Origin of the sequence: Hydrogenophaga sp. OTU3427 (assembly GCF_038440225.1) — a bacterium.
GTDB lineage: Bacteria > Pseudomonadota > Gammaproteobacteria > Burkholderiales > Burkholderiaceae_C > Hydrogenophaga.
Genome location: NZ_JASATI010000011.1, coordinates 109,113 through 129,597, shown reverse-complemented (window position 1 = coordinate 129,597; position 20,485 = coordinate 109,113). Strand labels below are relative to the sequence as shown.

The following is a 20,485-nucleotide window of genomic DNA, read 5'->3' as shown; positions in this document are numbered from 1 at the left end:
GACGCCGAAGGCGGCGCGGGGGTGTTTCATCTCATGCCCAGCGCCGGCAGGGGTCGATGGCGTCGGCCTCGGCGCGCAGCATCCGCCCCATCTCGGCCGCCGGCAGGGCCTTGGCGAACAGCCAGCCCTGGTAGGTTTCGCAGCGGTGGCGGCGCAGGAAGTCCAGCTGGCCATCCACCTCGACCCCCTCCGCCACCACCGGCAGCCCCAGGGTGTGGGCCATGGCCACCACCGCCCGCACCAGGGTGGCGTCCTCCTCGCGGGTCAGGATGTGGCGGATGAATTCGCGGTCGATCTTGAGCCGCGACACCGGCAACAGGCGCAGGTAGGACAGCGAGGAATAGCCGGTGCCGAAGTCGTCCAGCGCGATGCTCACGCCCAGCGCCGTGAGCCGGTCCAGCACCTGGCGCGCCAGCTCGGGTTCGGCCATGGCCTCGGTTTCGGTGATCTCCAGCTCCAGCAGCTCGGGTGGCGTGCCATGGGCCTCCATCAGCCACTGCAGGCGTTCGGGCAGCTGGGCCTGGCGGAACTGCTGCACCGAGAGGTTGACCGAGACCCGCACCGGCGTGCCGGCCTGCGACCATTGCGCGGCTTGGCGGCAGGCGGTCTCCAGCACCCAGTCGCCCAGGGGCTGGATCAGGCCGGTGCGCACCGCCACCGGAATGAAACGCTCGGGCGAGATGTGGCCCAGCTCGGGATCGTGCCAGCGCAGCAGCGCCTCGACGCCGACGATGCGGCCGCTCGCCACGTCCACCTGCGGCTGGAAGAACAGGTCCAGCCCGCCGCGCTCCACCGCCAGCTTGAGGCGGTCGTGCAGCTGGTGCTTCTCGGCCAGCGCCTGGCTCATTTGCGGCGCGTAGGCGGCGTGGGTGCCTCGGCCCTTGGCCTTGGCGGCGTACATGGCCATGTCGGCGTAGCGCATCAGCGTCTGGGTGTCGTGTGCGTCGTTCGGGTAGTGGGCCAGGCCGATGCTGGCCCCCAGCGCCACTTCGCAGCCCTGCAGCCGGCAGGGCGCGGCCAGCAGGCGCTGCAGCTTCTCGGCCACCTGGTGGGCGTGCTCGATCGACGGCAGGTCCGGCAGCAGCACGGTGAACTCGTCGCCCCCCAGGCGCGACAGGACATCGCCCGCGCGCAGCGCGCCCCGCAGGCGGCGCGCCACCTCGATCAGCACCTGGTCGCCGGCCGCGTGGCCCATGGAATCGTTGACGGCCTTGAAGTCGTCCAGGTCCAGCAGCAGCAGGGCCAGCGGCTGGCCGTTGCGCTGCGAGCGCTGGATGGCCTGCTCGAAGTGCTGGCCGAACATCCAGCGGTTGATCAGGCCGGTGAGGTTGTCGTGGGTGGCCTGGAAATGCATGTCGTCCTGCAGCCGCCGGACCTCCGTCATGTCGCGGATGAACACCACCGCGGCCGGCTCGCCGCCCACGCTGCAGTGGCCCAGGGCGATGTCGATTGGCACCTGGGTGCCGTCGCGGCGCATCAGCTGCAGCTGGCCCACCAGTCCCATGGGCCGGGCCACCGGCTGCACAAAAAAGTTGTTTACGAGGGCGCCGTGTTTTTCGCGCAACCGGGGCGGCAGGAAGATGCCCACCGATTGCCCGGTCAGTTCCGACGGGCTGTAGCCCGACAGCAGTTCCATGGCGGGGTTGGCCTTCAGGATGATGCCGGTCCGGTCCACCATCAGGATGCCATCGGGCGCGGCGTCGATGGCGGTGCGCTCCAGCGATTCGTTGCGGATGGGGTCCATGTCAGTCCCCCTGCGCAAAGACCGAGGCCGCCTCGTCGAGGCGCTGCGCCTGCTCGCTCAGGGCCTGGCTCAACCCGGCGCTGCGCTGGACCTGCGCCGCGTTCTGCTGGGTCATCTGCTCCAGCCGGTTCAGGGCCAGGTTGAACTGGGCCACGCCGCTGGCCTGCTCCTGGCTGGCCTGCCGGATGTCTTCCATCATGCCGGCCAGGCGTTCGACCGTGGTCACCGCCTCCGACATCGCCGCGCCCGCGCCCGACACCGTGCGCGCACCGGCCTCGACCTGGGTGCGCGAGGCGTCGATCAACTGCTTGATCTCCTTGGCCGCGGTGGCGCTCTTGATGGACAAGGCGCGCACCTCGGAGGCCACGACCGCGAAACCCTTGCCATGTTCGCCCGCGCGCGCCGCCTCCACGGCGGCATTGAGCGCCAGGATGTTGGTCTGGAAGGCGATGCCATCAATCATGGCGGTGATGTCGGCCACGCGCTGGCTGGACGCCGAGATGCCCCGCATGTGCTCGTGCGCCTGCGACACCATGCCGGCGCTGCGCGAGGCAACCTCCAGCGCCCGCGCCGCCAGCCGCGAGGCCTGCTGCGCGGTGGCCGTGTTGGCCTGGATGGTGGTGACCAGCTGCTCGTTGGCGGCGGCGGTCTCCTCCAGGCTGGCGGCGGCGTCGCTGGTGCGCTGGGCCAGGTCGTCGTTGCCCTGCTGCAGGTCGTGGGCGCCCTCCCGCACGCCCTGGGCCTTGCCCCGGATGTCGCCCACCAGCGAGACCAGGTTGAGCCCGGCCTGCTCGATGCCGCGCATGAGGGCGCCGATCTCGTCGGCACGGTCCAGGAACAGCGAGCGGGCCTTCTGACCGCTGGCCACCGCGCGGACCTGCTGCATCAGCTCCACCAGGGGCCGGTGCACCACCACCTGCAGCCACCAGGCCGCCAGCAGCACCACGGCGGTCCAGGTGCCGGCGCTGGCCACGCCCACGCCGCTCCCCGCCGGCCAGGCCAGCGCCTGGCCCAGCCCCAGCAGCCACAAACCCAGCAGCCCGGCGCGCATGCGCGTGGCCAGGGACACGAAGCGCCAGCCGGTCCACAGCCCCGCCCACCCGGTGCGCACCATGTGGCCCCGTTTCACCGCCAGCCCGACGGCACCTTCGCGCAGCTGTCGGTAGGCCTGCTCATGCGCCGACACGGCCTGCGCCTCCGGCTTGGTGCGCACCGACAGGTAGCCCACCACCTCGCCCCGGTGTCGGATCGGCGCGGCGTTGGCCCGCACCCAATAGTGGTCGCCGTCCTTGCGGCGGTTCTTCACCAGCGCGGTCCAGGGCTGGCCGGCCGCGAGCGTGGCCCACATGTCGCCGAAGGCGGCCTCGGGCATGTCGGGATGGCGCACCAGGTTGTGGGCCTTGCCATAGAGTTCGTCGCGTTCGAACCCACTGCAGCGGATGAAGGCATCGTTCGCGTAGGTGATCCGCCCCTTGAGGTCGGTGGTCGACAACAGGGTGTCGCCTTCCGCCATCGGAAACTCGCGCTGCGTCACGGGGCCGTTGTTTCGCATCTGGTCGTGGTCTCGGTGCGTGCGGAATGATCGAACCCGCCGCCATGACGGACGAGCCCCGGCACGGGCAGGGCTCGACAAGTTCGCGATGGATTCTGCAGAGAGCCCCCCGGCCGCGATAGCCGTGGCGGCCCCTCACGGGCGCCCAAACACACCCAACGTGACGAAGTTCACATTGCCGGCGGCGGCGGGCGCTTCACCCTTGAGCCAGGTCATGGCGCGGTGCCTCGGACGGGGCAGGGACGGGCGGGCGCTCGCCACCGGCGCAGGCCTGGAGCCGCTCGCCGTGCAGCTCGCAGTAGGTGCGCCCGACACGGGTGATGCCCCCCTTGTCCTCCAGCCTGGCCAGGCCACGCGCCACCGATTCGCGGGTGATGCCCAGCAGCTCCGCCAGCACCGCGTGGCCCGGCATGCGTATGCGCTCGCTGCGCTGCAGCGCGCCCAGCTGCAGCAGCGCGCCCGCGAGCTGACACACCACACCCGGCGCGCGCGCCACCTGCGCCCAGTCGGCCTGGTTGGACATCGAGCGCATCAGCGAACCCACCAGCCAGTGCCGGAACGCCGGGTCGTCGAGCAGGCCGTGGCGGGTGATGGCCTCCTTGCCCAGTTCGCACACCCGGCCCTCGGAAATGGCCACGGTCGTCATCACCACCACGTGATCGAACAGGCCGGGCAGGCCCAGCACATGACCCTGCGCGGCGATGCCGACCGAACGGCTCTGGCCATCGCGCCCGTCGCGGTACAGCAGCGCGGCGCCCGACTTGATGACCCGGATGGTCTGGGCGTTGTGGCCCTGGCGCTGCAGCACCTCGCCGCGCCGGAAGCCGTGCTCGCGCACCCAGGGCCGCAGCAGGTCCATCTGCGCGGCGGGCAGCTTGCCCAGCGGGCAATCGGAGCGCACCACGCAGTCAAGGCAGGTGGTCGGGCGGGCGGGCCGGTGTGCCCTGCCCCTTGTGGGCAGGCTCATCGCGGCCGGCGACACCGAGCGCGCCGCCCCGCCCCTGGCACTGTGGTGAGGTCTGTCATGTGGTTCCAGAAAAGTCGCCCGCGCGGGCCGGGTCCGCGCCTGGGCAAACCTGGCATTGTGTGCAAATTGGCCCCGTCCGGTGCCCCCAGGGGCCCGATGCGGCGACTAATCCCACCGGAGATGACGCAGATCACATTGGTGGTTCGACGCGCCACCGCCGCGGGTCTGCCGGGATGGTGGAAGTGCTATGCCCGGTGCGCCACGAACCCCTGCATGCCGGCCAGCAGGATGCGCAGCCGCAGCAGCTCCTTGGAGCGGTCGTAGCGTGGCACCCAGGCCGCCAGGCGCGAGACCAGCTGCAGGCGCGGCAGCAGGCGGCGCAGGAAGCCGCGCAAATCCAGCGCCGGGTCCTCGGCCTCGTAGGCGCTCAGGATGGCCAGCACCGCCTGCGGCCCCAGCGGCTGCAGCCAGCGCGCCAGCGACAGCACCATCTGCAGCACGTCATAGATCTGGCAGGCGTGCAGCGCCATGCCGGGAAACAGGCGCTCCTCGAAGTCCAGCCGGGCGAAGTGCAGACCGTCCCAGGTGACGTTGCGTATCTGCGCGCCGCCGTGCCAGTGGCCACGGGCGTGGAAACGCGCCAGGTCGGCGCTCACCGCGCACATCAGGGCCAGGTGGTCCTCGGCCGGCAGCCGCTGCAGGCATTCGTCCACCGTGGGGCCAACGTCGCCCAGCGCCAGGCGCTGGCCGTCGAATGCCAGCACCGGCGGCACCTGCTCGCCGGCCCGGGCCAGCGCCTGCAGGCGCTCGTGTTCGTAAGCCAGCAGTTCGGCGCCGCTGGCCTGGCGCACCGCGCTCCAGGGCACGGGCACCCCCAGGCAGTGGGCCATCACCCAGGCGGCCGCCGCCTTGCCCGTGCTGCGCAGCGGGCGCTCGGCGGTCTTGGTCCAGACCTTGTCGGAACGGCGGAAGGAGAGGTCGGTCGGGCTCAAGGTGGGCGGATTATGCAAGAGGGGTCGGGCGCAGGCTCTTATGGCACAAGTCGAGACGCCCTGCTTCGGCACGGTCATGCCCGGCACCGTAGCATCGCCGCATGACTTCCAACACCCTCTTCGAACCCACCACCGTCGGCGCCTGGCGCCTGTCCAACCGCGCCGTGATGGCGCCCCTGACGCGCAACCGCGCCCCCGGCCAACTGCCCACGGCACAGATGGCGGAGTACTACGCCCAGCGCGCCCACCCGCAGCACGGCGCCGGCCTGATCGTCACCGAGGCCACGCCGATCTCGCCCCAGGCCCACGGCTATGCCGACACCCCGGGCATCCACACCGACGCCCAGGTGGCGGCCTGGCGCCAGACCACCGACGCGGTGCATGCCGTGGGGGGCCACATCGTGGTGCAACTGTGGCACGTGGGCCGCATCTCGCACGTGGACCTGCAGCCCGGCGGCCAGCCGCCGGTGGCGCCCTCGGCCATCGCGGCCAACGCCAAGACCTACCTGATCAAGCCCGAAGGCGGCGGATTCTTCGACGTCTCGCCGCCGCGTGCGCTGGAAACCACCGAACTGCCCGGCATCGTCGCCGACTACCGCCAGGCCGCGCGCCGCGCCATCGCGGCCGGCTTCGACGGCATCGAGATCCACGCCGCCAACGGCTACCTGCTGGACCAGTTCCTGCGCAGCGGCAGCAACCAGCGCAACGACGCCTACGGCGGCAGCATCGCCAACCGCGCCCGCCTGCTGGTGGAGGTGATGCAGGCGGTGTGCGCCGAGATCGGCGGTGACCGGGTCGGCATCCGCATTTCGCCGGTGACGCCGTCCAACGACGCCAGCGACCGCGATCCGCAGCCGCTGTTCGAGCACGTGGCGCGCCAGCTCGCCCCCCTGGGCCTGGCCTATCTGCATGTGGTCGAAGGCCAGACCGGCGGCGCGCGCGACCACCAGCAAGGCGAGCACCCGTTCGACTACGCCGCCCTGCGCGCGGCCTACCGCGACGCCGGTGGCCGCGGTGCCTGGATGGTGAACAACGGCTACAGCGCCGAGCTGGCGCAGCAGGCCCTGGACAACGGCGCCGACCTGGTCGCGTTTGGCCGCGGCTTCATCGCCAACCCCGACCTCACGCGCCGCCTGCGCGAGGCCCTGCCGCTCAACGAGCTGCAGCGCGCCACGCTGTACGGCGGCGGCGCCCAGGGTTACACCGACTACCCGCTGGCGGCCTGAAACAGGCCACCCCGTCGCTTGCCCGCTGCGCGTGGCCGCACCCCCTCAAGGGGCGACACCAGCCGTCCGGCAGAGCCGGCCCGGCGGTGTCCCCCGGTTTGACCGCTTCATGCGTCGCGGGTCGCATTCCGACGCGGTGGAAAGCTGATCAGTTCCAGTTCCTCGCGCGCACGGCGGCGGACACCGCGTTGGCCAGCAGCTCGTGCCCGTAGGGCGTGGGGTGGAAGCTGTCGGAGAAGAGGTAGGACTTCCACCAGTTGGCACCACCGCTGACGCCGGCCGGCGGGTTGGCCGAGAGACTGGTGGCCGTGCAGGTGGCGAAGGTGTAGCTCGGCAGGCCGTCGCTGCCGACCCCCGTGACGGGACAGGCGGTGGCGGTCACATTGCTCAACCCATAGGCGGCCGGGCGGCTCACCTGATCGGACAACGCGGCATAGAAGTCGACGACGGCGACCTTGTCGTTGCCGGCGGAGCGGGCCGCCAGCTGGGTGTTGAAGGCAGCGATCCACTGCCTGAACAAGGCCTGGGCCTGCTGGGCCTGGGCGGCGCCCGCCGTCTGTGCAATGGCACCCAGCACGGCGCCAAACCGGGGCGTCAGGGTGATGTCGGGCATGTTCAGGACCACCACCTTGCTCGCCCCCTTGTCCAGCGCCGATGCCTTGATGTTGTCAAAGAAGCGGTCGGCCAGGGCCTGCATGTAGGCGCCGCCAGCCAGTGCCGTGCCATTGGCCAGCCCCAACAGGGTGTCGACCTGCACCGCCGTCAGAACCGTGGTCAGGAGGTTGCGGTAGGCCAGCAGGCCGGCCTCGCTGGTGGCGCCCAGGTAGGCCCCTGCCAGGTCGGCGGCATCGTTGCCCCCGCCGTCGATCAACAGCAGGTCGGTGCTCTTGTAGCTGCCGTGCACCTGGGCCGCCTGCTGCAGCTGCAGGGTGATGGAGCGGGGGTCTTGCGCGTTGGACGCGTTGTTGATGCGCCCGCCGCCGATGGCGTAGTTGGTACAGCCGGTGCTGGTGTTGAAGGAGGTGCCGGTGAAGCGGTAGAAGGCACACGGGCCGTCGACCCCCACGCCATGGGCCACCAGCTCGGGCCAGATCGGCGTGGAACCGCTGCCCGTGGCCGCCGTGCCCTGCACGGTGAACTTCAGGCCGAAGGTGCCGCTGTCGGCCAGGCTGTCGCCCATGACCTTGACGGAGGTGATGGCGGGATCGCCACCACCGCAGGCGACCAGGAACAGGGCGGTGGCCGCGGCGGCCAGGTGCAAACGGAATTTCAAGTGCGTCTCCAGAGGAAAAAACAGCGACATGTCAAAAATAGCACCTTAGCGGAGGACCCACCCCTGGGCCATGGGGCAAACACCAAGGGCCTGGGCCATTCCCGCGCCTGCCTACACTGGCGGCATGGACACACCCACGCTGTTTCTGTTTCTCAAGGCCGTGCTGGTCGGCCTGTCGATCGCCGCCCCCGTGGGGCCCATTGGCCTGCTGACCATCCAGCGCACGCTGGACCGGGGCATGGCCGCCGGTCTGGCCACCGGCCTGGGCGCGGCCCTGGCCGACACCGTCTATGGCGCCATCGGGGCCTGGGGCGTGAGCTGGGTGATCGCCGCGCTGGTGGGCGCGCGCGTGCCCCTGGCCCTGGGCGGCGGCGCCCTGCTGCTGTGGCTGGCCTGGCGCACCTGGCGCGCGCCGCTGGCCACCACGGCGGCCCACACGCCCAGCGGCGGCGACCTGCTGCGCTGCCTGGCCGGCACCTTCGTGCTGACCCTGTCCAACCCGGCCACCATCGTGTCCTTCATCGCCGTGTTCGGCGCCCTGGCCGGCGGCGCGCTGGGACCGGTGTCGCCCTGGCCCATGGTGGCCGGCGTGCTGGTGGGGTCGGCCCTGTGGTGGCTGGCCCTTTCGGCGGGCGTGGCACGCTGGCGGCAACGCTTCAACGCCCGCTGGCGCCTGTGGATCAACCGCGGCTCGGCCGCCCTGTTGGCCGCTTTTGCGCTCTGGCAGTGGGCCAGCCTGGTGTGACCGGCGCTGCCACACAATGTGGCCCCATGCTGCAGATTTCAGACCTCCATTTCGGCTACCCGCAACAGGCACCGGTCTTCCAGGACTGGTCGGCGCGTCTGGCGCCGGGCCTGAGTGTGTTGTGTGGCGATGAAAGCAGCGGCAAGACCACCTTGCTGCGCCTGCTCGCCGGCGAACTCCATGGCCGTGGGGCAGTGAGCCTCGACGGCGCGCCGCTGGCCCCGGGCCAGGTGTTCTGGCAGGACCCGCGCGCCGCGCCCGACGACACCGTGGCCAGCGCCTACCTGCTGGCCCAGGCGCAACGCTGGCCAGCCTGGGACGAGGCCGCCGCGCAGGCCCACATCGACGGCCTGTCGCTGCGCGAGCACATCGGCAAACCCTTCTTCGCCCTGTCCACCGGCGGGCGGCGCAAGGTCTGGCTGACGGCAGCGCTGGCCTCTGGCGCGGTGCTCACGCTGATCGACGAGCCCATGGCCGGGCTGGACACGCCGTCCATCCGCTACCTGCTGGCGGCCATGGACGGCGCGGCCCGGCAAGTCCCTCCACGCTGGTTGCTGGTGGCGCACTGGGAGCCGCTGCCCGGCGTGCCGGCCGAGCACACGCTGGCGCTGCGTCAGCCCGCGTAGCGGGCCAGTTCCCAGTCGGTCACGGCGCTGGCCCAGGCGTCCCACTCGGCCCACTTGAGCCGCAGGAACTGGGCACAGAAGGCCTCGCCCAGGTCGGCGCGCAGGCGCGTGTCGGCCTGCAGGGCCTCCAGCGCGGCGCACAGGTCGCGCGGCAGGCGGGGCGGCATGGGCAAGCCGCTGGCCTGGCGTTCGTACAAGTCGTCTTCACAGGGCACGGGCGTGGCCAGGCCACCCTCCAGCCCGGCCAGGCCCGCCGCCAGCGTGGCGGCGATGGCGATGTAGACGTTGCACGACGGGTCGGGCAGGCGCCACTCCAGCCGGCCGGCCACGGTGCGCAGCAGGCAGGTGCGGTTGTTGTCGCCCACCGCCTTCCACACCGGCGCCCAGGTGGTGCCCGAGGCGCTGCGGCTGGCCGCCAGGCGCTTGTAGCTGTTGACCGTGGGGGCACACAGCGCCGCCAGGGCGTCGGCGTGCCGCAGCAGGCCGGCGGCAAAGCGCTGGCCAGCCGCGCTCAGGCCCATGGGGCCGCCGGCATCGGCGAACACGGCGCGGCCCTGCGCGTCGGTCAGGCTCAGGTGGAAATGCAGGCCGCTGCCGGGCGCGCCGGCCAGGGGCTTGGGCATGCCGCTGTAGACAAAGCCGTGGCGCTCGGCCACCGCGTGGGCGCTGAGCTGGAACAGCTGGAAGCGGTCGGCCGCCGCCAGGGCCTCATCGAAGCGGTAGTTGATCTCGTACTGGCCGTTGGCGTCCTCGTGGTCCATCTGCTGCAGCTCGAAGCCCAGGGCGGTGAGCGTGGCGCGCATGTCGTCAAGGACATCGCGCTGGCGGTGGATGGCCTTGAGGTCGTAGGAGGGCTTGTCCAGGGTGTCCTGGCCGTCGCCGGCCACCCAATGGCCCTGGGCGTCGCGGCGCAGCAGGAAGAACTCGGGCTCGATGCCCACCCACAACCTCAGGCCACGGTCGGCGGCCCGCGCGAGCTGGCGCTTGAGCACCTGGCGCGGGCAGGTGTCCAGCGGCTCGCCGCCCGCGAAGCCATCACACACGGCATGGGCCACGCCTGGCATGAAGGGCAGGGGCCGCAGGCTGTCCAGCACCACGCGGCCAAAGTATTCGCTGCGCGCGCCCATGCGCGGCAGGCCCGTGCCCCAGATGCTGGGGCCGGCAAAACCGGCGCCGCTGTGCACCCACTCATCCAGCAAGGCCAGCGGCACCAGCTTGCCCTTCGGAACCCCGTGCAGGTCGGTGAACTGGGCCAGCACCGAGTGGATGCCTTGCGCCGTCAGGCGCTCGATGGCCGCCGAGATCATGCGCTCAGCACGTCGGCCAGGGCGGCATCGATCACGCCCAGGGCCTCGGTGAACAGCGTGTCCTCGATGGTGAGCGGGAACAGGAAACGGATCACGTTGCCATACACACCGCAGGTCAGCAGCAGCAAGCCACGCTGCAAGGCGGCGGCCTGGACCCGCTTGGTCAGGTCGGCGTCGGGCGCGCCGGTGGCGGGGTCCACGAACTCGCAGGCCACCATGGCGCCCAGGCCACGCACATCGCCCAGCTGGGCGTAGCGGGGCTTGGCCGCCCGCAGGTGGGCCACGAGCTGGCCACCCAGCCGTTGCGCGCGCTCGGGCAGCTGTTCCTCGGCCATCACGTCCAGCACCGCGTGGGCAGCGGCCACGGCCAGCGGGTGGCCGGCGTAGGTGCCGCCCAGGCCACCGGGGGCGGGTGCGTCCATCACCTCGGCACGTCCCACCACGGCCGACAGGGTGGTGCCACCGGCCAGGCTCTTGGCCAGGGTCATGAGGTCGGGCGACACACCGAAGTGCTCCATCGCGAACATCTTGCCGGTGCGGGCAAAGCCGGTCTGCACCTCGTCGGCGATCATGAGGATGCCGTGCTGGTCACACAGGGCGCGCAGCCATTGCAGGGCCTCGGCCTGGATGACGTTGAAGCCGCCCTCGCCCTGCACCGGCTCGAACACGATGGCCGCCACGCGGCTGGGTTCGATGTCGCACTTGAAGAGCTGCTCCATCGCGTGTTTCGTCTCGTCCAGCGACGCCCCCTGGGCCGGGAAAGGCACGTGGTAGATCTCGGGCGGGAAGGGCCCGAAGCCCGCCTTGTAGGGCTGGACCTTGCCGGTCAGCGCGACCGAGAACAGGCTGCGGCCGTGGAAGGCGCCACCGAAGGCGATCACGCCGCTGCGTTTGGTGGCGGCGCGTGCGATCTTGATGGCGTTCTCGATGGCCTCGGCGCCGGTGGAGAAAAACGCGGTCTTCCTGGGTCCGGCGATGGGCACGAGGGCATTGAGGCGTTCGGCCAGGGTCACGTACTCGGCGTAGGGCACGACCTGGTAGCAGCTGTGGGTGAAGCGCTGCAGCTGGGCCGCGATGGCGGCCTGCACCCGGGGATGCACGTGGCCGGTGTTGAGCACCGCGATGCCACCGGCGAAGTCGATGAAGCGGCGGCCTTCGATGTCCCAGAACTCGGCGTTCTTGGCCTTGTCGATGAAGAAATCGCCCATGACGGCGACGCCACGTGGCGTGGCGGCTTGACGGCGGGCATGCCATTCGGCGTTGGTGTGGCCGGTCTTGAGGTCGGTGAGGGTGTTCATGTGGTCTCCAGAAAAAATCAGACCGGACTGTCGATCCGTATCCAGGTGGTCTTGGTTTCGGTGTACTTGTCGAAGGCGTGCAGCGATTTGTCGCGGCCCACGCCGCTCTGCTTGAAGCCGCCAAACGGCACGGTGATGTCGTCTTCGTCGTACTGGTTCACATGCACGGTGCCGGCGCGCAGCGCACGGGCGATGCCGTGGGCCTTGTTGATGTCGCGTGTCCACACCGCCGCCTGCAGGCCGTACACGCTGCTGTTGGCCTGTTTCACCACCTCGGCGGCGTCGCTGAAGCTCAGCACCGACAGCACCGGGCCGAAGATTTCCTCCCGGGCGATGGTCATGTCGTTGCGCACGCCGTCGAAGACGGTGGGCTGGACGTAGCAGCCGCCGCTGTCCAGCAAGGCCTGCGCGCCGCCGGCCAGCAGCTTCGCGCCCTCCTGCTTGCCGCTTTCGATGTAGCGCAGCACGGTGTTGAGCTGGGTCTGATCGACCACGGCACCCATCACGGTGTGCTTGTCCAGCGGGTTGGCCGGCTGGTACCGGGGCACCAGGGCCAGGGCCTTTTCCAGGAAGCGGTCCTTGATGCTGTCCTCCACGAACAGGCGCGAGGGCGCGTTGCAGCTTTCGCCCTGGTTGAAGAAGATGCTGCCCACGGCGGCTTCCACGGCCCGGTCGAGGTCGGGGCAGTCGGCGAAGACGATGTTGGGCGACTTGCCGCCGAGTTCGGTCCAGGCCCGCTTGAGGTTGCTCTGGCCGGCCATGACGTGGATCTGCTTGCCCACGCGGGTGCTGCCGGTGAAGGCGATGCAGTCGACGTCCATGTGCAGGGCCAGCGGGCTGCCGGCCTCGGGGCCGAAGCCGGGCACGACGTTGAACACCCCGGGCGGGATGCCGGCGGCCAGCGCCAGTTCGGCAAGGCGCAGCGCGGTCAGGGGCGATTTCTCGCTCGGCTTGAGCACCACCGAGTTGCCCGCGGCCAGGGCCGGCGCGATCTTCCAGGCGGCCATGATCATGGGGTAGTTCCAGGGCACGATGACCCCCACCACGCCCACCGGCTGGCGGGTGATCAAGGCCAGCGCGGTGTCGGCCGTGGGCGCGATCTCGTCGTAGACCTTGTCGACCGCCTCGCCGTACCAGCGCAGGCAGTTGGCGGCGCTGTTCACGTCAACGCTCCTGGCGTACTGGATGGGCTTGCCCATGTCCAGGGTTTCGGTCAGCGCGAGTTCGTCGGCGTGGGCCAGCAGCTGGTCGGCGAACTTGATCATCACGCGCTTGCGCTGCGCGGGCGCCAAGCCGGCCCAGCGGCGGTCCTCGAAGGCGGCGCGGGCGGCGGCCACGGCGGCGTCGATGTCGGCCTCGGCGCAGCGCGCCACCTGGGTCAGCAGGCGGCCATCGACGGGGGACAGGCAGTCGAACACGGCGCCGCTGCGCGCGGCCACACGTTCGCCGTTGATGAGGGCGCGGCCATCGAAGGCGATGGTCTGGTCGGTGAGCGGGGAAATCATCGGGAAAGTCTCGGTGTTGGGTGGGTGGAGGTCAAGCCAGGCCGGCAAGTGGACGCCCGGCGCGGGCGGCAAGTGGCACCATCGGCCCCCTGAAATGCGAACGGGGCGGCACAGAGGCCGCCCCGCTCGACTCAGGCCAGACGCCTGTGGGTCGTCAGAAGTGGAACACCAGGGCGCCGCCGAACAGCACGTTGCTCTTCTTGTAGAGGCCGCTCTTGCTGTCGAGGAAGACGTTGCCGCTGGAGCGGTCGAAGCGCACCTCGAACTTGACCGAGGTGTTGTCGTTGATCAGGTAGTTCAGGCCGGTGGACAGGGCATAGCGGTTGCTGCCGCGGCTGGGGTCGATGGCCATGCCGGTGCTGTTGTCGATGCTGGGACCGAAGCCGTTGACGCTGTCCAGGTAGGTGCCGGTACCGTTGTCCGCCAGCGAGGCGCCGTAGATGCCGCCGCCGTTCTTGCTGTTGTTCAGGTAGTCCAGCCGCACCAGGGCCTGCAGGCGGGGCGTGATCTTGTAGCCGGCCAGGCCCGACAGGCCCCACCAGCGCGCATCGCCGTTGGAGCCGCCGTTCTTGTAGCGGCCGATGGTGCCCTGGGCGCGGTACAGCCAGTCGCCACGCTCGTGGAAACCATCGACCTCGATCAGGTCGAAGCGGTTGTTGCCGTTCTCGCGGCCGTCCTTGCCGTGCACGCCCGAAAAGCCCACGCCCGCGAATTCGCTCAGCTCCCAGTCGGCGCGGTAGGCAAAGCCCGGGGCCTTGCCGCGCTTGCCGTCGATGTTGCCCACCACCCACTTGGTGGTCATCTTGCCGATTTCGTAGGACATGCCGGCGCCGGTGTAGTTGCTGGCGGCGCTGAAGTCGAACAGGAGGTTGTGGGTGACCAACGGGTTCTCGTGCCCGAAGGACGATTCGTAGCCGCTGAAATCGGGGATCAGGCCGCCGTTGAGACGGGTCTTGCCGTTGGGGTCCAGGGGCACGGACACCGAAGCTTCATGCACCAGGCCGGCCGCGCTCTTGGGGGTCAGGCGCAGCTTCCACTGCGTGCCGTCCTCGGTTTCCTTGCCGAACTCGATCATGGGCGTGCCGATGTAGGCCGAGTCGAAGAAGCTGAAGCGGTCGTTGTCGCGCATGAGCACGAAGTCGGACTCGCGCGCACGCTGGGTGCTGATGAAGGTGGGGTCGATCACGGCCTTGATGCTCAGGCCCTTCATGCCGGTGAGCAGCGCGTTGTCATCGGCCACGTCCAGCTGCTGCTGGATGCGGGTGACGGCCTGCGAATCGTTGGCCGCGTTCTGGCTGACCTGTTCGACCTTGGCCTGGAGCGCCTGCAGCTGGGCCTGCAGTGCCTGGATCTGCTGCAGCAGTTCGGCGTTGCTCTGGGCGTGGGCGCTCAGCCAGGGCATGGCGGTGGCCATGGCGATCAGCAAGGTCTTCTTGTTCATTCTCATGGGCTTCTCCAGGTGGTGTGGTCGTTGTTGTTGAAATCAGTTCTTGACGGCCGCGGCCATCTCGCGCGCCCGCCGGCGCTCCACGCGCGCCATCCACAGGCTGGCGGCGACCACGCCGATGCTGACGAACAGCACCGTGAGCGTGGCCACGGCGTTCACCGTGGGATTGAGGCCCAGCCGCGCGCGGCTGAAGATGGCGATCGGCAGCGTGGTGGACCCCGGGCCCGACAGGAAGGCGGACAGCACCACGTCGTCGAGCGAGAGCGTGAAGGACAGCAGCCAGGCCGAGGCCAGGGACTGCGAGATCAGCGGCAGCGTGACCAGGAAGAACACCTGCCAGGGCTTGGCCCCCAGGTCCAGCGCGGCTTCTTCGAGCTGGGGGTTCATCTCACGCAGGCGCGAGGTGACCACCACGGTGGCGTAGGCCATGCCCAGCAGGGTGTGGCCGATCCAGATGGTGAGGGTGCCGCGCTCGGGGAAGCCGACGCCGAAGGTGTCCTCCGTCAGGCGCTGCAGCGAGACCAGCATCAGCAGCAGCGACAGGCCGATGATGACCTCGGGCATGACCAGCGGCGAGTTGACCATGCCCGAGAAGAAGGTGCGCCCGGTGAAGCGCGGGAACTTGGTCAGGGCCACGGCCGCGAAGGTGCCCAGGATCACCGACGCGGTGGCGGTCATCAGCGCGATCTTGAGCGACAGCACGAAGCCTTCGATGATCACGCTGTCGCGCACCAGTTCGCCGTACCACTTGAAGGAGAAGCCGGCCCAGGTGGTCACCAGCGGGCTGGCGTTGAAGCTCAGCACGATCAGCGTGACGATGGGCAGGTAGAGGAACAGGAAGCTGGCGATCAGCCAGACCCTGGAGGTGAACTCGCCGGCCGGGTTTTTCATGCCTTGCCCCCGCTGGCCTGCTCGGCCTGGTAACGGTTGAACAGCGCCAGTGGCACGATGATGAGCAGCACCATGACCACGGCCACGCTGGCGGCCATGGGCCAGTCGTTGTTGGCGAAGAACTCGTCCCACAACACGCGCCCAATCATCAGCGTCTGCGGGCCGCCGAGCAGCTCAGGAATCACGAACTCGCCGACGCAGGGAATGAACACCAGCAGGGCGCCGGCGAAGATGCCGCCACGCGACAGCGGCACGGTGATGCGCCAGAAGGCCTGCCAGGGCGTGGCGCCGAGGTCGCGCGCCGCTTCGAGCAGGCGGATGTCCATCTTCACCAGGTTGGCGTAGAGCGGCAGCACCATGAAGGGAAGGTAGGTGTAGACCATGCCCAGCGTCAGCGAGAAGGGCGTGTTCATCATCTTGAGCGGCTCGTCGAGCAGGCCCAGGGCGATGGCGATGTTGTTGAACACGCCGTTGTCGGCCAGCAGCATCTTCCAGGCGTAGACACGCAGCAGGAAGGAGGTCCAGAAGGGCAGCATCACCAGCATCAGCAGGCCGGGCCGGATCTCGGGCCGGCTGCGCGCCATGAAGTAGGCGAAGGGGTAGCCGATGAACAGGCAGATCGCGGTGGTCAGCGCGGCGTACTTGATGGAGGACAGGTAGGCCTGCAGGTAGAGGTCGTCCTCGAACAGGATGTAGAGGTAGTTGCTGAAGCGCACCTTGAGCTGCAGCACGCCCTCGGTCCAGGTCAGCAGGTCGACGAAGCGCACGCCATCGGTCTCGGACACGCTGATCTTGAACACCACCAGGAAGGGCAGCGCGAAGACCGCAAGCAGGAACACCATGGGCACGCCGATGACGAACTTGCGTCCCAGGCGCGCGACCACGCGGTCGGACCAGTGGCCGGCGGGGCGGCGGGAAACGGGGGTGGCACTCATGACGTCACTGGGTCAGCACGACCACGTCGGAGCCCCACCACCAGACGTGCACGGTGTCGCCCTGCGCCAGCCGGACCTCGTCGTGGCGGGCGTCGTTGGCCTTGGTGATCTTGACCACCATGCCGGAGGCCAGGGCCACGTGGTAGGTGGTGGAGCTGCCCAGGTAGGCCAGGCCACGGATGGTGCCGCGCGCGCAGTTGAAGCCCAGCTCAGCCGCGTTGTCGTAGTCGGCCGCCGTGGGCGCATCGGCCTGGATGCCGATCTTCTCGGGCCGCACGGCCACATAGGCGTCCATGCCCAGGGTGCCGGTGATGCCGTGGCTCACGTAGTGGCGGCACTCGGGCGAGTCGATCACCACGTGGTCGGGCTCGTCCACCGTCAGGCGGCCCTTGAACAGGTTGACGCTGCCGATGAAGTCGGCGACGAACTTGCAGTTGGGCGTCTCGTAGATGTCGCCCGGGCGGCCGACCTGCAGGATCTGGCCGTGGCTCATGACACCGATGCGCGAGGCCATGGTCATGGCCTCTTCCTGATCGTGGGTGACCATCACGCAGGTCACGCCCACTTGGTGGATGATGTCCACCAGCTCCAGCTGCGTGCGTTCGCGCAGCTTTTTGTCAAGCGCGCCCAGCGGCTCGTCGAGCAGCAGGAGCTGCGGCTTCTTGGCCAGGCTGCGCGCCAGCGCCACGCGCTGCTGCTGCCCGCCCGAGAGCTGGTGCGGCTTGCGCTTGGCGTAGGGGGTGAGCTGCACCAGGGCCAGCATCTTGTCGACCTGGGCCGCGATCTCGTCCTTGGGCAGGCCGTCGCGGCGCAGGCCAAAGGCCACGTTGTCCCACACCGTCATGTGCGGGAACAGCGCGTAGCTCTGGAACATCATGTTCACCGGCCGCTCGTTGGGCGGCAGGCGCACCAGGTCCTGGCCCTGCAGCAGGATCTGGCCCGAGGTCGGTGTCTCGAAGCCGGCCAGCATGCGCAGCAGGGTGGACTTGCCGCAGCCCGACGAGCCCAGCAGGGCGAAGATCTCGCCCTTGGCGATGTCCAGCGTCACACCGTCCACCGCCACCGCGTCGCCAAACTGCTTGACCACCTGCTGTATGCGCAGGAAAGGCTGCCCGGTCGTCGCAGTTCCCCCTGCGCCGGGCTTGTGGTTTCCGTTGGTTGCCAAGATGCGTGATTCCTCGTTGGGTCTGCTGAAAATCAAGCCCGGCGCGAGCGCCAGCCCCTCAAGCCGGGAACGCGGCGGAGCCGGCTCTGCTGGTCCGCTCGCGTTGCCCCCTTCAGGGGGGTGACGCCGAAGGCGGCGCGGGGGGCGGCCGTTTACCGGCCCGTCTTGAACTGCGTGAAGATGCGGGTCTGCAGGCGGCGGATGTCGTTGCCCAGCGCCTTGGGCGCGATCATGGTCTTCATCTGTTCGCTGTTGGGGAAGACGGCCGGGTTGTTGGCCACCTCGGGCACCACGAACTTGCGCGCTTCCTTGTTGGGGTTGGCGTAGAAGACCTGGTTGGTCAACGAGGCATGCACCTCGGGGCGCATGATGTAGTTCATGAAGGCGTGGGCGTTGGCCACGTTGGCCGCGTCCTTGGGGATGGCCATGGAGTCGAAGAAGATCAGGCCGCCGTTCTTGGGCACCAGGGCCTCGATCTTCTGGCCGGTCTTGGTGTCGATGGCACGCTGGCGTGCGATCGAGATGTCGCCCGACCAGCCCACGGCCAGGCAGACCGAGCCGCTGACCATGTCGTTGATGTAGCCCGAGGAGCTGAACAGCGTGACCGAGGGGCGCACGGCCTTGAGCACGGCGGCGGCGGCGGTGTAGTCGGCCTGGTTGGTGCTGTAGGCGTCCTTGCCCATGTAGTGCAACACGGCCGGCAGGATCTCGGAGCCGGCGTCCAGCATGCTCACGCCGCAGGACTTGAGCTTGCTCACGTACTTGGGGTTGAAGGCCAGTTCCCACACGTTGTCGGGCATGGGCTCGCTGCCCAGCGCGGCCTTGACCTTGTCGGTGTTGATGCCCACCGTGGTGTAGCCCCACAGCCAGTTCACCAGGTGGTCGTTGCCGGGGTCGACCTTGGCCAGCTGGGCCTGGATGTCGGGGTCCAGATTCTTGAGGTTGGGCAGCTTGGACTTGTCCAGCTTCTGGAACAGGCCACCGGCGATCTGCAGCGCGGCCCAGTTGGACGAGGGCACGACGATGTCGTAGCCGGTCTTGCCCGCCACCAGCTTGGCGTGCAGGATTTCGTTGCTGTCGAAGTTGTCGTAGCGGACCTTGATGCCCGTTTCCTTCTCGAAGTTCTTCAACACATCCGGGCCGATGTAGTCGGACCAGTTGTAGACGTTGAGCACCTTCGAATCCTGGGCCACCGCCCCACCGGCCAGACCGGCCGCCAACAGACCGATGGTCAAGGCTTTGACCACACCCCAAGACTTGGACACTTTGCGCATCTTGATGCTCCAGAAAGTTGAAAACCCCCGCAGTCGACACCGCCCGTCGGCGCCTGTACGGGGAAATGACAGAGAAACAGGCATCCTAATTGACTTTATTTGCCTGCCCTGGAATCGCAAGGCTTATGCCAGCCAGCCCTTGGCCCGCACTTCCACCAGCGTCGCGTCCAGGCAACGCTTGATCAAATCCATCATTTCATCGATCTGGGCATGGGTCATGACCAGCGGCGGGGCGATGATCATGCGGTCGCCCACGGCGCGCATGATCAGGCCGTTGCCGAAGCAGTGCTTGCGGCAGACCATGCCCACCGACAGCGCCGGGTCGAACATCTGCTGGGTGGCCTTGTCCTTGACCAGCACCAGGCCGGCGACAAAACCGCAGGTCTCGGCCACGCCCACCAGCGGGTGATCGGCCAGTTCGGCGAAACGCTTGGCCAGGTAAGGGCCGATGTCGTCCTTGACGCGGCCGACCAGGTTCTCGCGTTCCATCAGCTCGATGTTGGCCAGCGCCACCGCGCAGGCCACCGGGTGGCCGCTGTAGGTGTAGCCGTGGTTGAACTCGCCGCCCTGCTCGATCAGCACCTTGGCCACGCGGTCGCCCACCATGACGCCGCCCAGCGGCACGTAGCCGCTGGTGACGGCCTTGGCGAAGGTCACCAGGTCGGGGCGGTAGCCGAACTTCTCGTAGGCGAACCAGTGGCCCAGGCGGCCGAAGGCGCAGATCACCTCGTCGGAGATCAGCAGGATGCCGTGCTTGTCAACGATGCGCTGGATCTCGGGCCAGTAGGTGTCGGGCGGGATGATCACGCCGCCGGCACCCTGCACCGGCTCGGCGATGAAGGCGGCCACCTTGTCGGCGCCGATCTCCAGGATCTTGGCCTCCAACCAGCCGGCCGCGCGCACGCCGAAATCGGCCTGGCTTTCACCGGGCAGCGCGTTCTCGAAGAAGTAGGGCTGCTCGATGTGGGTGATGTTGGGGATGGGCAGGTCGCCCTGCGCGTGCATGCCGCTCATGCCGCCCAGCGAGGCGCCGGCCATGGTGGAGCCGTGGTAGGCGTTGTGGCGGCTGATGATGACCTTGCGCTGCGGCTGGCCCATCAGGTCCCAGTAGCGGCGCACCATGCGCACGTTGGAATCGTTGCTCTCGCTGCCGCTGCTCGAATAGAACACGTGCTGGAAGCTGCGCCCGCCCACCGTGGGCGCCAACGACGCCAGCTTGGTGGCGAGCTGCACCGCCGGCACGTTGGTGGTCTGGAAGAAGCTGTTGTAGAAGGGCAGCGTCATCATCTGCCGGTGCGCGGCGTCGGCCAGTTCCTGGCGGCCGTAGCCGGCGTTGACACACCACAGCCCGCTCATGGCGTCCAGGATCTTGTTCCCCTCCGAATCCCAGACGTAGATGTTGTCCGCCTTGGTGATGACCCGCGCACCGCGCGTGGCCAGGTCGCCGTGGTCGGTGAAGGGGTGGATGAAGTGCGCGCTGTCCAGCGACTGGATCTCGCGGGTGCTCAGGTGTTCGGGCTTGATCGGTGCGTTCATGG

General features: G+C 69.1%; 17 protein-coding genes. 3 read left to right on the top strand and 14 right to left on the bottom strand.

All coding sequences use genetic code 11. From position 1 onward, the window contains the following. Positions 1–31: 31 nt before the first annotated feature. The 4 genes from AAHB17_RS09335 to AAHB17_RS09320 all read right to left on the bottom strand — a co-directional run bounded on the left by AAHB17_RS09335 (position 32) and on the right by AAHB17_RS09320 (position 5,255). On the bottom strand, positions 32–1,744 hold the full coding sequence (locus tag AAHB17_RS09335; protein ID WP_342130267.1) for a putative bifunctional diguanylate cyclase/phosphodiesterase: 1,713 nt from the start codon (positions 1,742–1,744) through the stop codon (positions 32–34). Position 1,745: 1 nt separating this feature from the next. Then, the gene (locus AAHB17_RS09330; protein ID WP_342130266.1) at positions 1,746–3,296 is read right to left on the bottom strand and encodes a methyl-accepting chemotaxis protein; all 1,551 of its coding nucleotides are present in this window, start codon (positions 3,294–3,296) and stop codon (positions 1,746–1,748) included. Between the two features lie 196 nt (positions 3,297–3,492). Beyond that, positions 3,493–4,200, bottom strand: coding sequence for a Crp/Fnr family transcriptional regulator (locus AAHB17_RS09325; protein WP_342130265.1), 708 nt, complete (start codon positions 4,198–4,200; stop codon positions 3,493–3,495). Positions 4,201–4,508: 308 nt separating this feature from the next. Then, complete coding sequence (locus tag AAHB17_RS09320) at positions 4,509–5,255, bottom strand: hypothetical protein (RefSeq protein WP_342130264.1); 747 nt, start codon at positions 5,253–5,255, stop codon at positions 4,509–4,511. Positions 5,256–5,356: 101 nt separating this feature from the next. Between AAHB17_RS09320 and AAHB17_RS09315 the strand changes: the two genes are divergently transcribed. Next, positions 5,357–6,481, top strand: coding sequence for an alkene reductase (locus AAHB17_RS09315; RefSeq protein WP_342130263.1), 1,125 nt, complete (start codon positions 5,357–5,359; stop codon positions 6,479–6,481). Between the two features lie 148 nt (positions 6,482–6,629). On the opposite strand, the gene AAHB17_RS09310 is transcribed toward AAHB17_RS09315, so the two are convergent. Further along, positions 6,630–7,754, bottom strand: coding sequence for an SGNH/GDSL hydrolase family protein (locus tag AAHB17_RS09310; RefSeq protein ID WP_342130262.1), 1,125 nt, complete (start codon positions 7,752–7,754; stop codon positions 6,630–6,632). A 124-nt stretch (positions 7,755–7,878) separates the two neighbouring features. Here AAHB17_RS09310 and AAHB17_RS09305 point away from each other — a divergent pair, with 124 nt between their 5' ends. Both AAHB17_RS09305 and AAHB17_RS09300 read left to right on the top strand, forming a co-directional pair. After that, positions 7,879–8,499: a LysE family transporter gene (locus AAHB17_RS09305; RefSeq protein ID WP_342130261.1), complete on the top strand. Its 621-nt coding sequence runs from the start codon at positions 7,879–7,881 to the stop codon at positions 8,497–8,499. A gap of 26 nt (positions 8,500–8,525) precedes the next feature. After that, positions 8,526–9,125 carry an ABC transporter ATP-binding protein gene (locus AAHB17_RS09300; RefSeq protein WP_342130260.1) on the top strand — a complete coding sequence of 200 codons (600 nt, stop codon included), beginning with the start codon at positions 8,526–8,528 and terminating at the stop codon, positions 9,123–9,125. On the opposite strand, the gene AAHB17_RS09295 is transcribed toward AAHB17_RS09300, so the two are convergent. The 9 genes from AAHB17_RS09295 to AAHB17_RS09255 form a co-directional block, all read right to left on the bottom strand. Beyond that, positions 9,113–10,432, bottom strand: coding sequence for a type III glutamate--ammonia ligase (locus AAHB17_RS09295; RefSeq protein WP_342130259.1), 1,320 nt, complete (start codon positions 10,430–10,432; stop codon positions 9,113–9,115). The two genes, AAHB17_RS09300 and AAHB17_RS09295, sit on opposite strands and share 13 nt — an antisense overlap. After that, complete coding sequence (gene gabT / locus AAHB17_RS09290) at positions 10,429–11,730, bottom strand: 4-aminobutyrate--2-oxoglutarate transaminase (protein ID WP_342130258.1); 1,302 nt, start codon at positions 11,728–11,730, stop codon at positions 10,429–10,431. Before gabT ends, AAHB17_RS09295 begins: the two co-directional genes overlap by 4 nt. A 17-nt stretch (positions 11,731–11,747) precedes the next feature. After that, positions 11,748–13,235, bottom strand: a complete 1,488-nt coding sequence (locus AAHB17_RS09285) for an aldehyde dehydrogenase (RefSeq protein WP_342130257.1) — start codon at positions 13,233–13,235, stop codon at positions 11,748–11,750. 154 nt (positions 13,236–13,389) lie between these two features. Next, positions 13,390–14,682: a DUF3138 family protein gene (locus AAHB17_RS09280; protein ID WP_342130256.1), complete on the bottom strand. Its 1,293-nt coding sequence runs from the start codon at positions 14,680–14,682 to the stop codon at positions 13,390–13,392. Positions 14,683–14,718: 36 nt separating this feature from the next. After that, entirely contained in the window at positions 14,719–15,573 is an 855-nt protein-coding gene (locus AAHB17_RS09275; RefSeq protein ID WP_342130255.1) for an ABC transporter permease, read from the bottom strand. Further along, on the bottom strand, positions 15,570–16,508 hold the full coding sequence (locus AAHB17_RS09270; RefSeq protein WP_446719578.1) for an ABC transporter permease subunit: 939 nt from the start codon (positions 16,506–16,508) through the stop codon (positions 15,570–15,572). Before AAHB17_RS09270 ends, AAHB17_RS09275 begins: the two co-directional genes overlap by 4 nt. Before the next feature lie 4 nt (positions 16,509–16,512). Then, positions 16,513–17,673, bottom strand: a complete 1,161-nt coding sequence (locus AAHB17_RS09265; RefSeq protein WP_342130254.1) for an ABC transporter ATP-binding protein — start codon at positions 17,671–17,673, stop codon at positions 16,513–16,515. Between the two features lie 152 nt (positions 17,674–17,825). After that, positions 17,826–18,947, bottom strand: coding sequence for a polyamine ABC transporter substrate-binding protein (locus AAHB17_RS09260; protein WP_446719577.1), 1,122 nt, complete (start codon positions 18,945–18,947; stop codon positions 17,826–17,828). Positions 18,948–19,070: 123 nt separating this feature from the next. After that, positions 19,071–20,483 (bottom strand): aspartate aminotransferase family protein, encoded by a 1,413-nt coding sequence (locus tag AAHB17_RS09255; protein WP_342130253.1) that lies wholly within the window; start codon positions 20,481–20,483, stop codon positions 19,071–19,073. Positions 20,484–20,485: the final 2 nt, after the last annotated feature.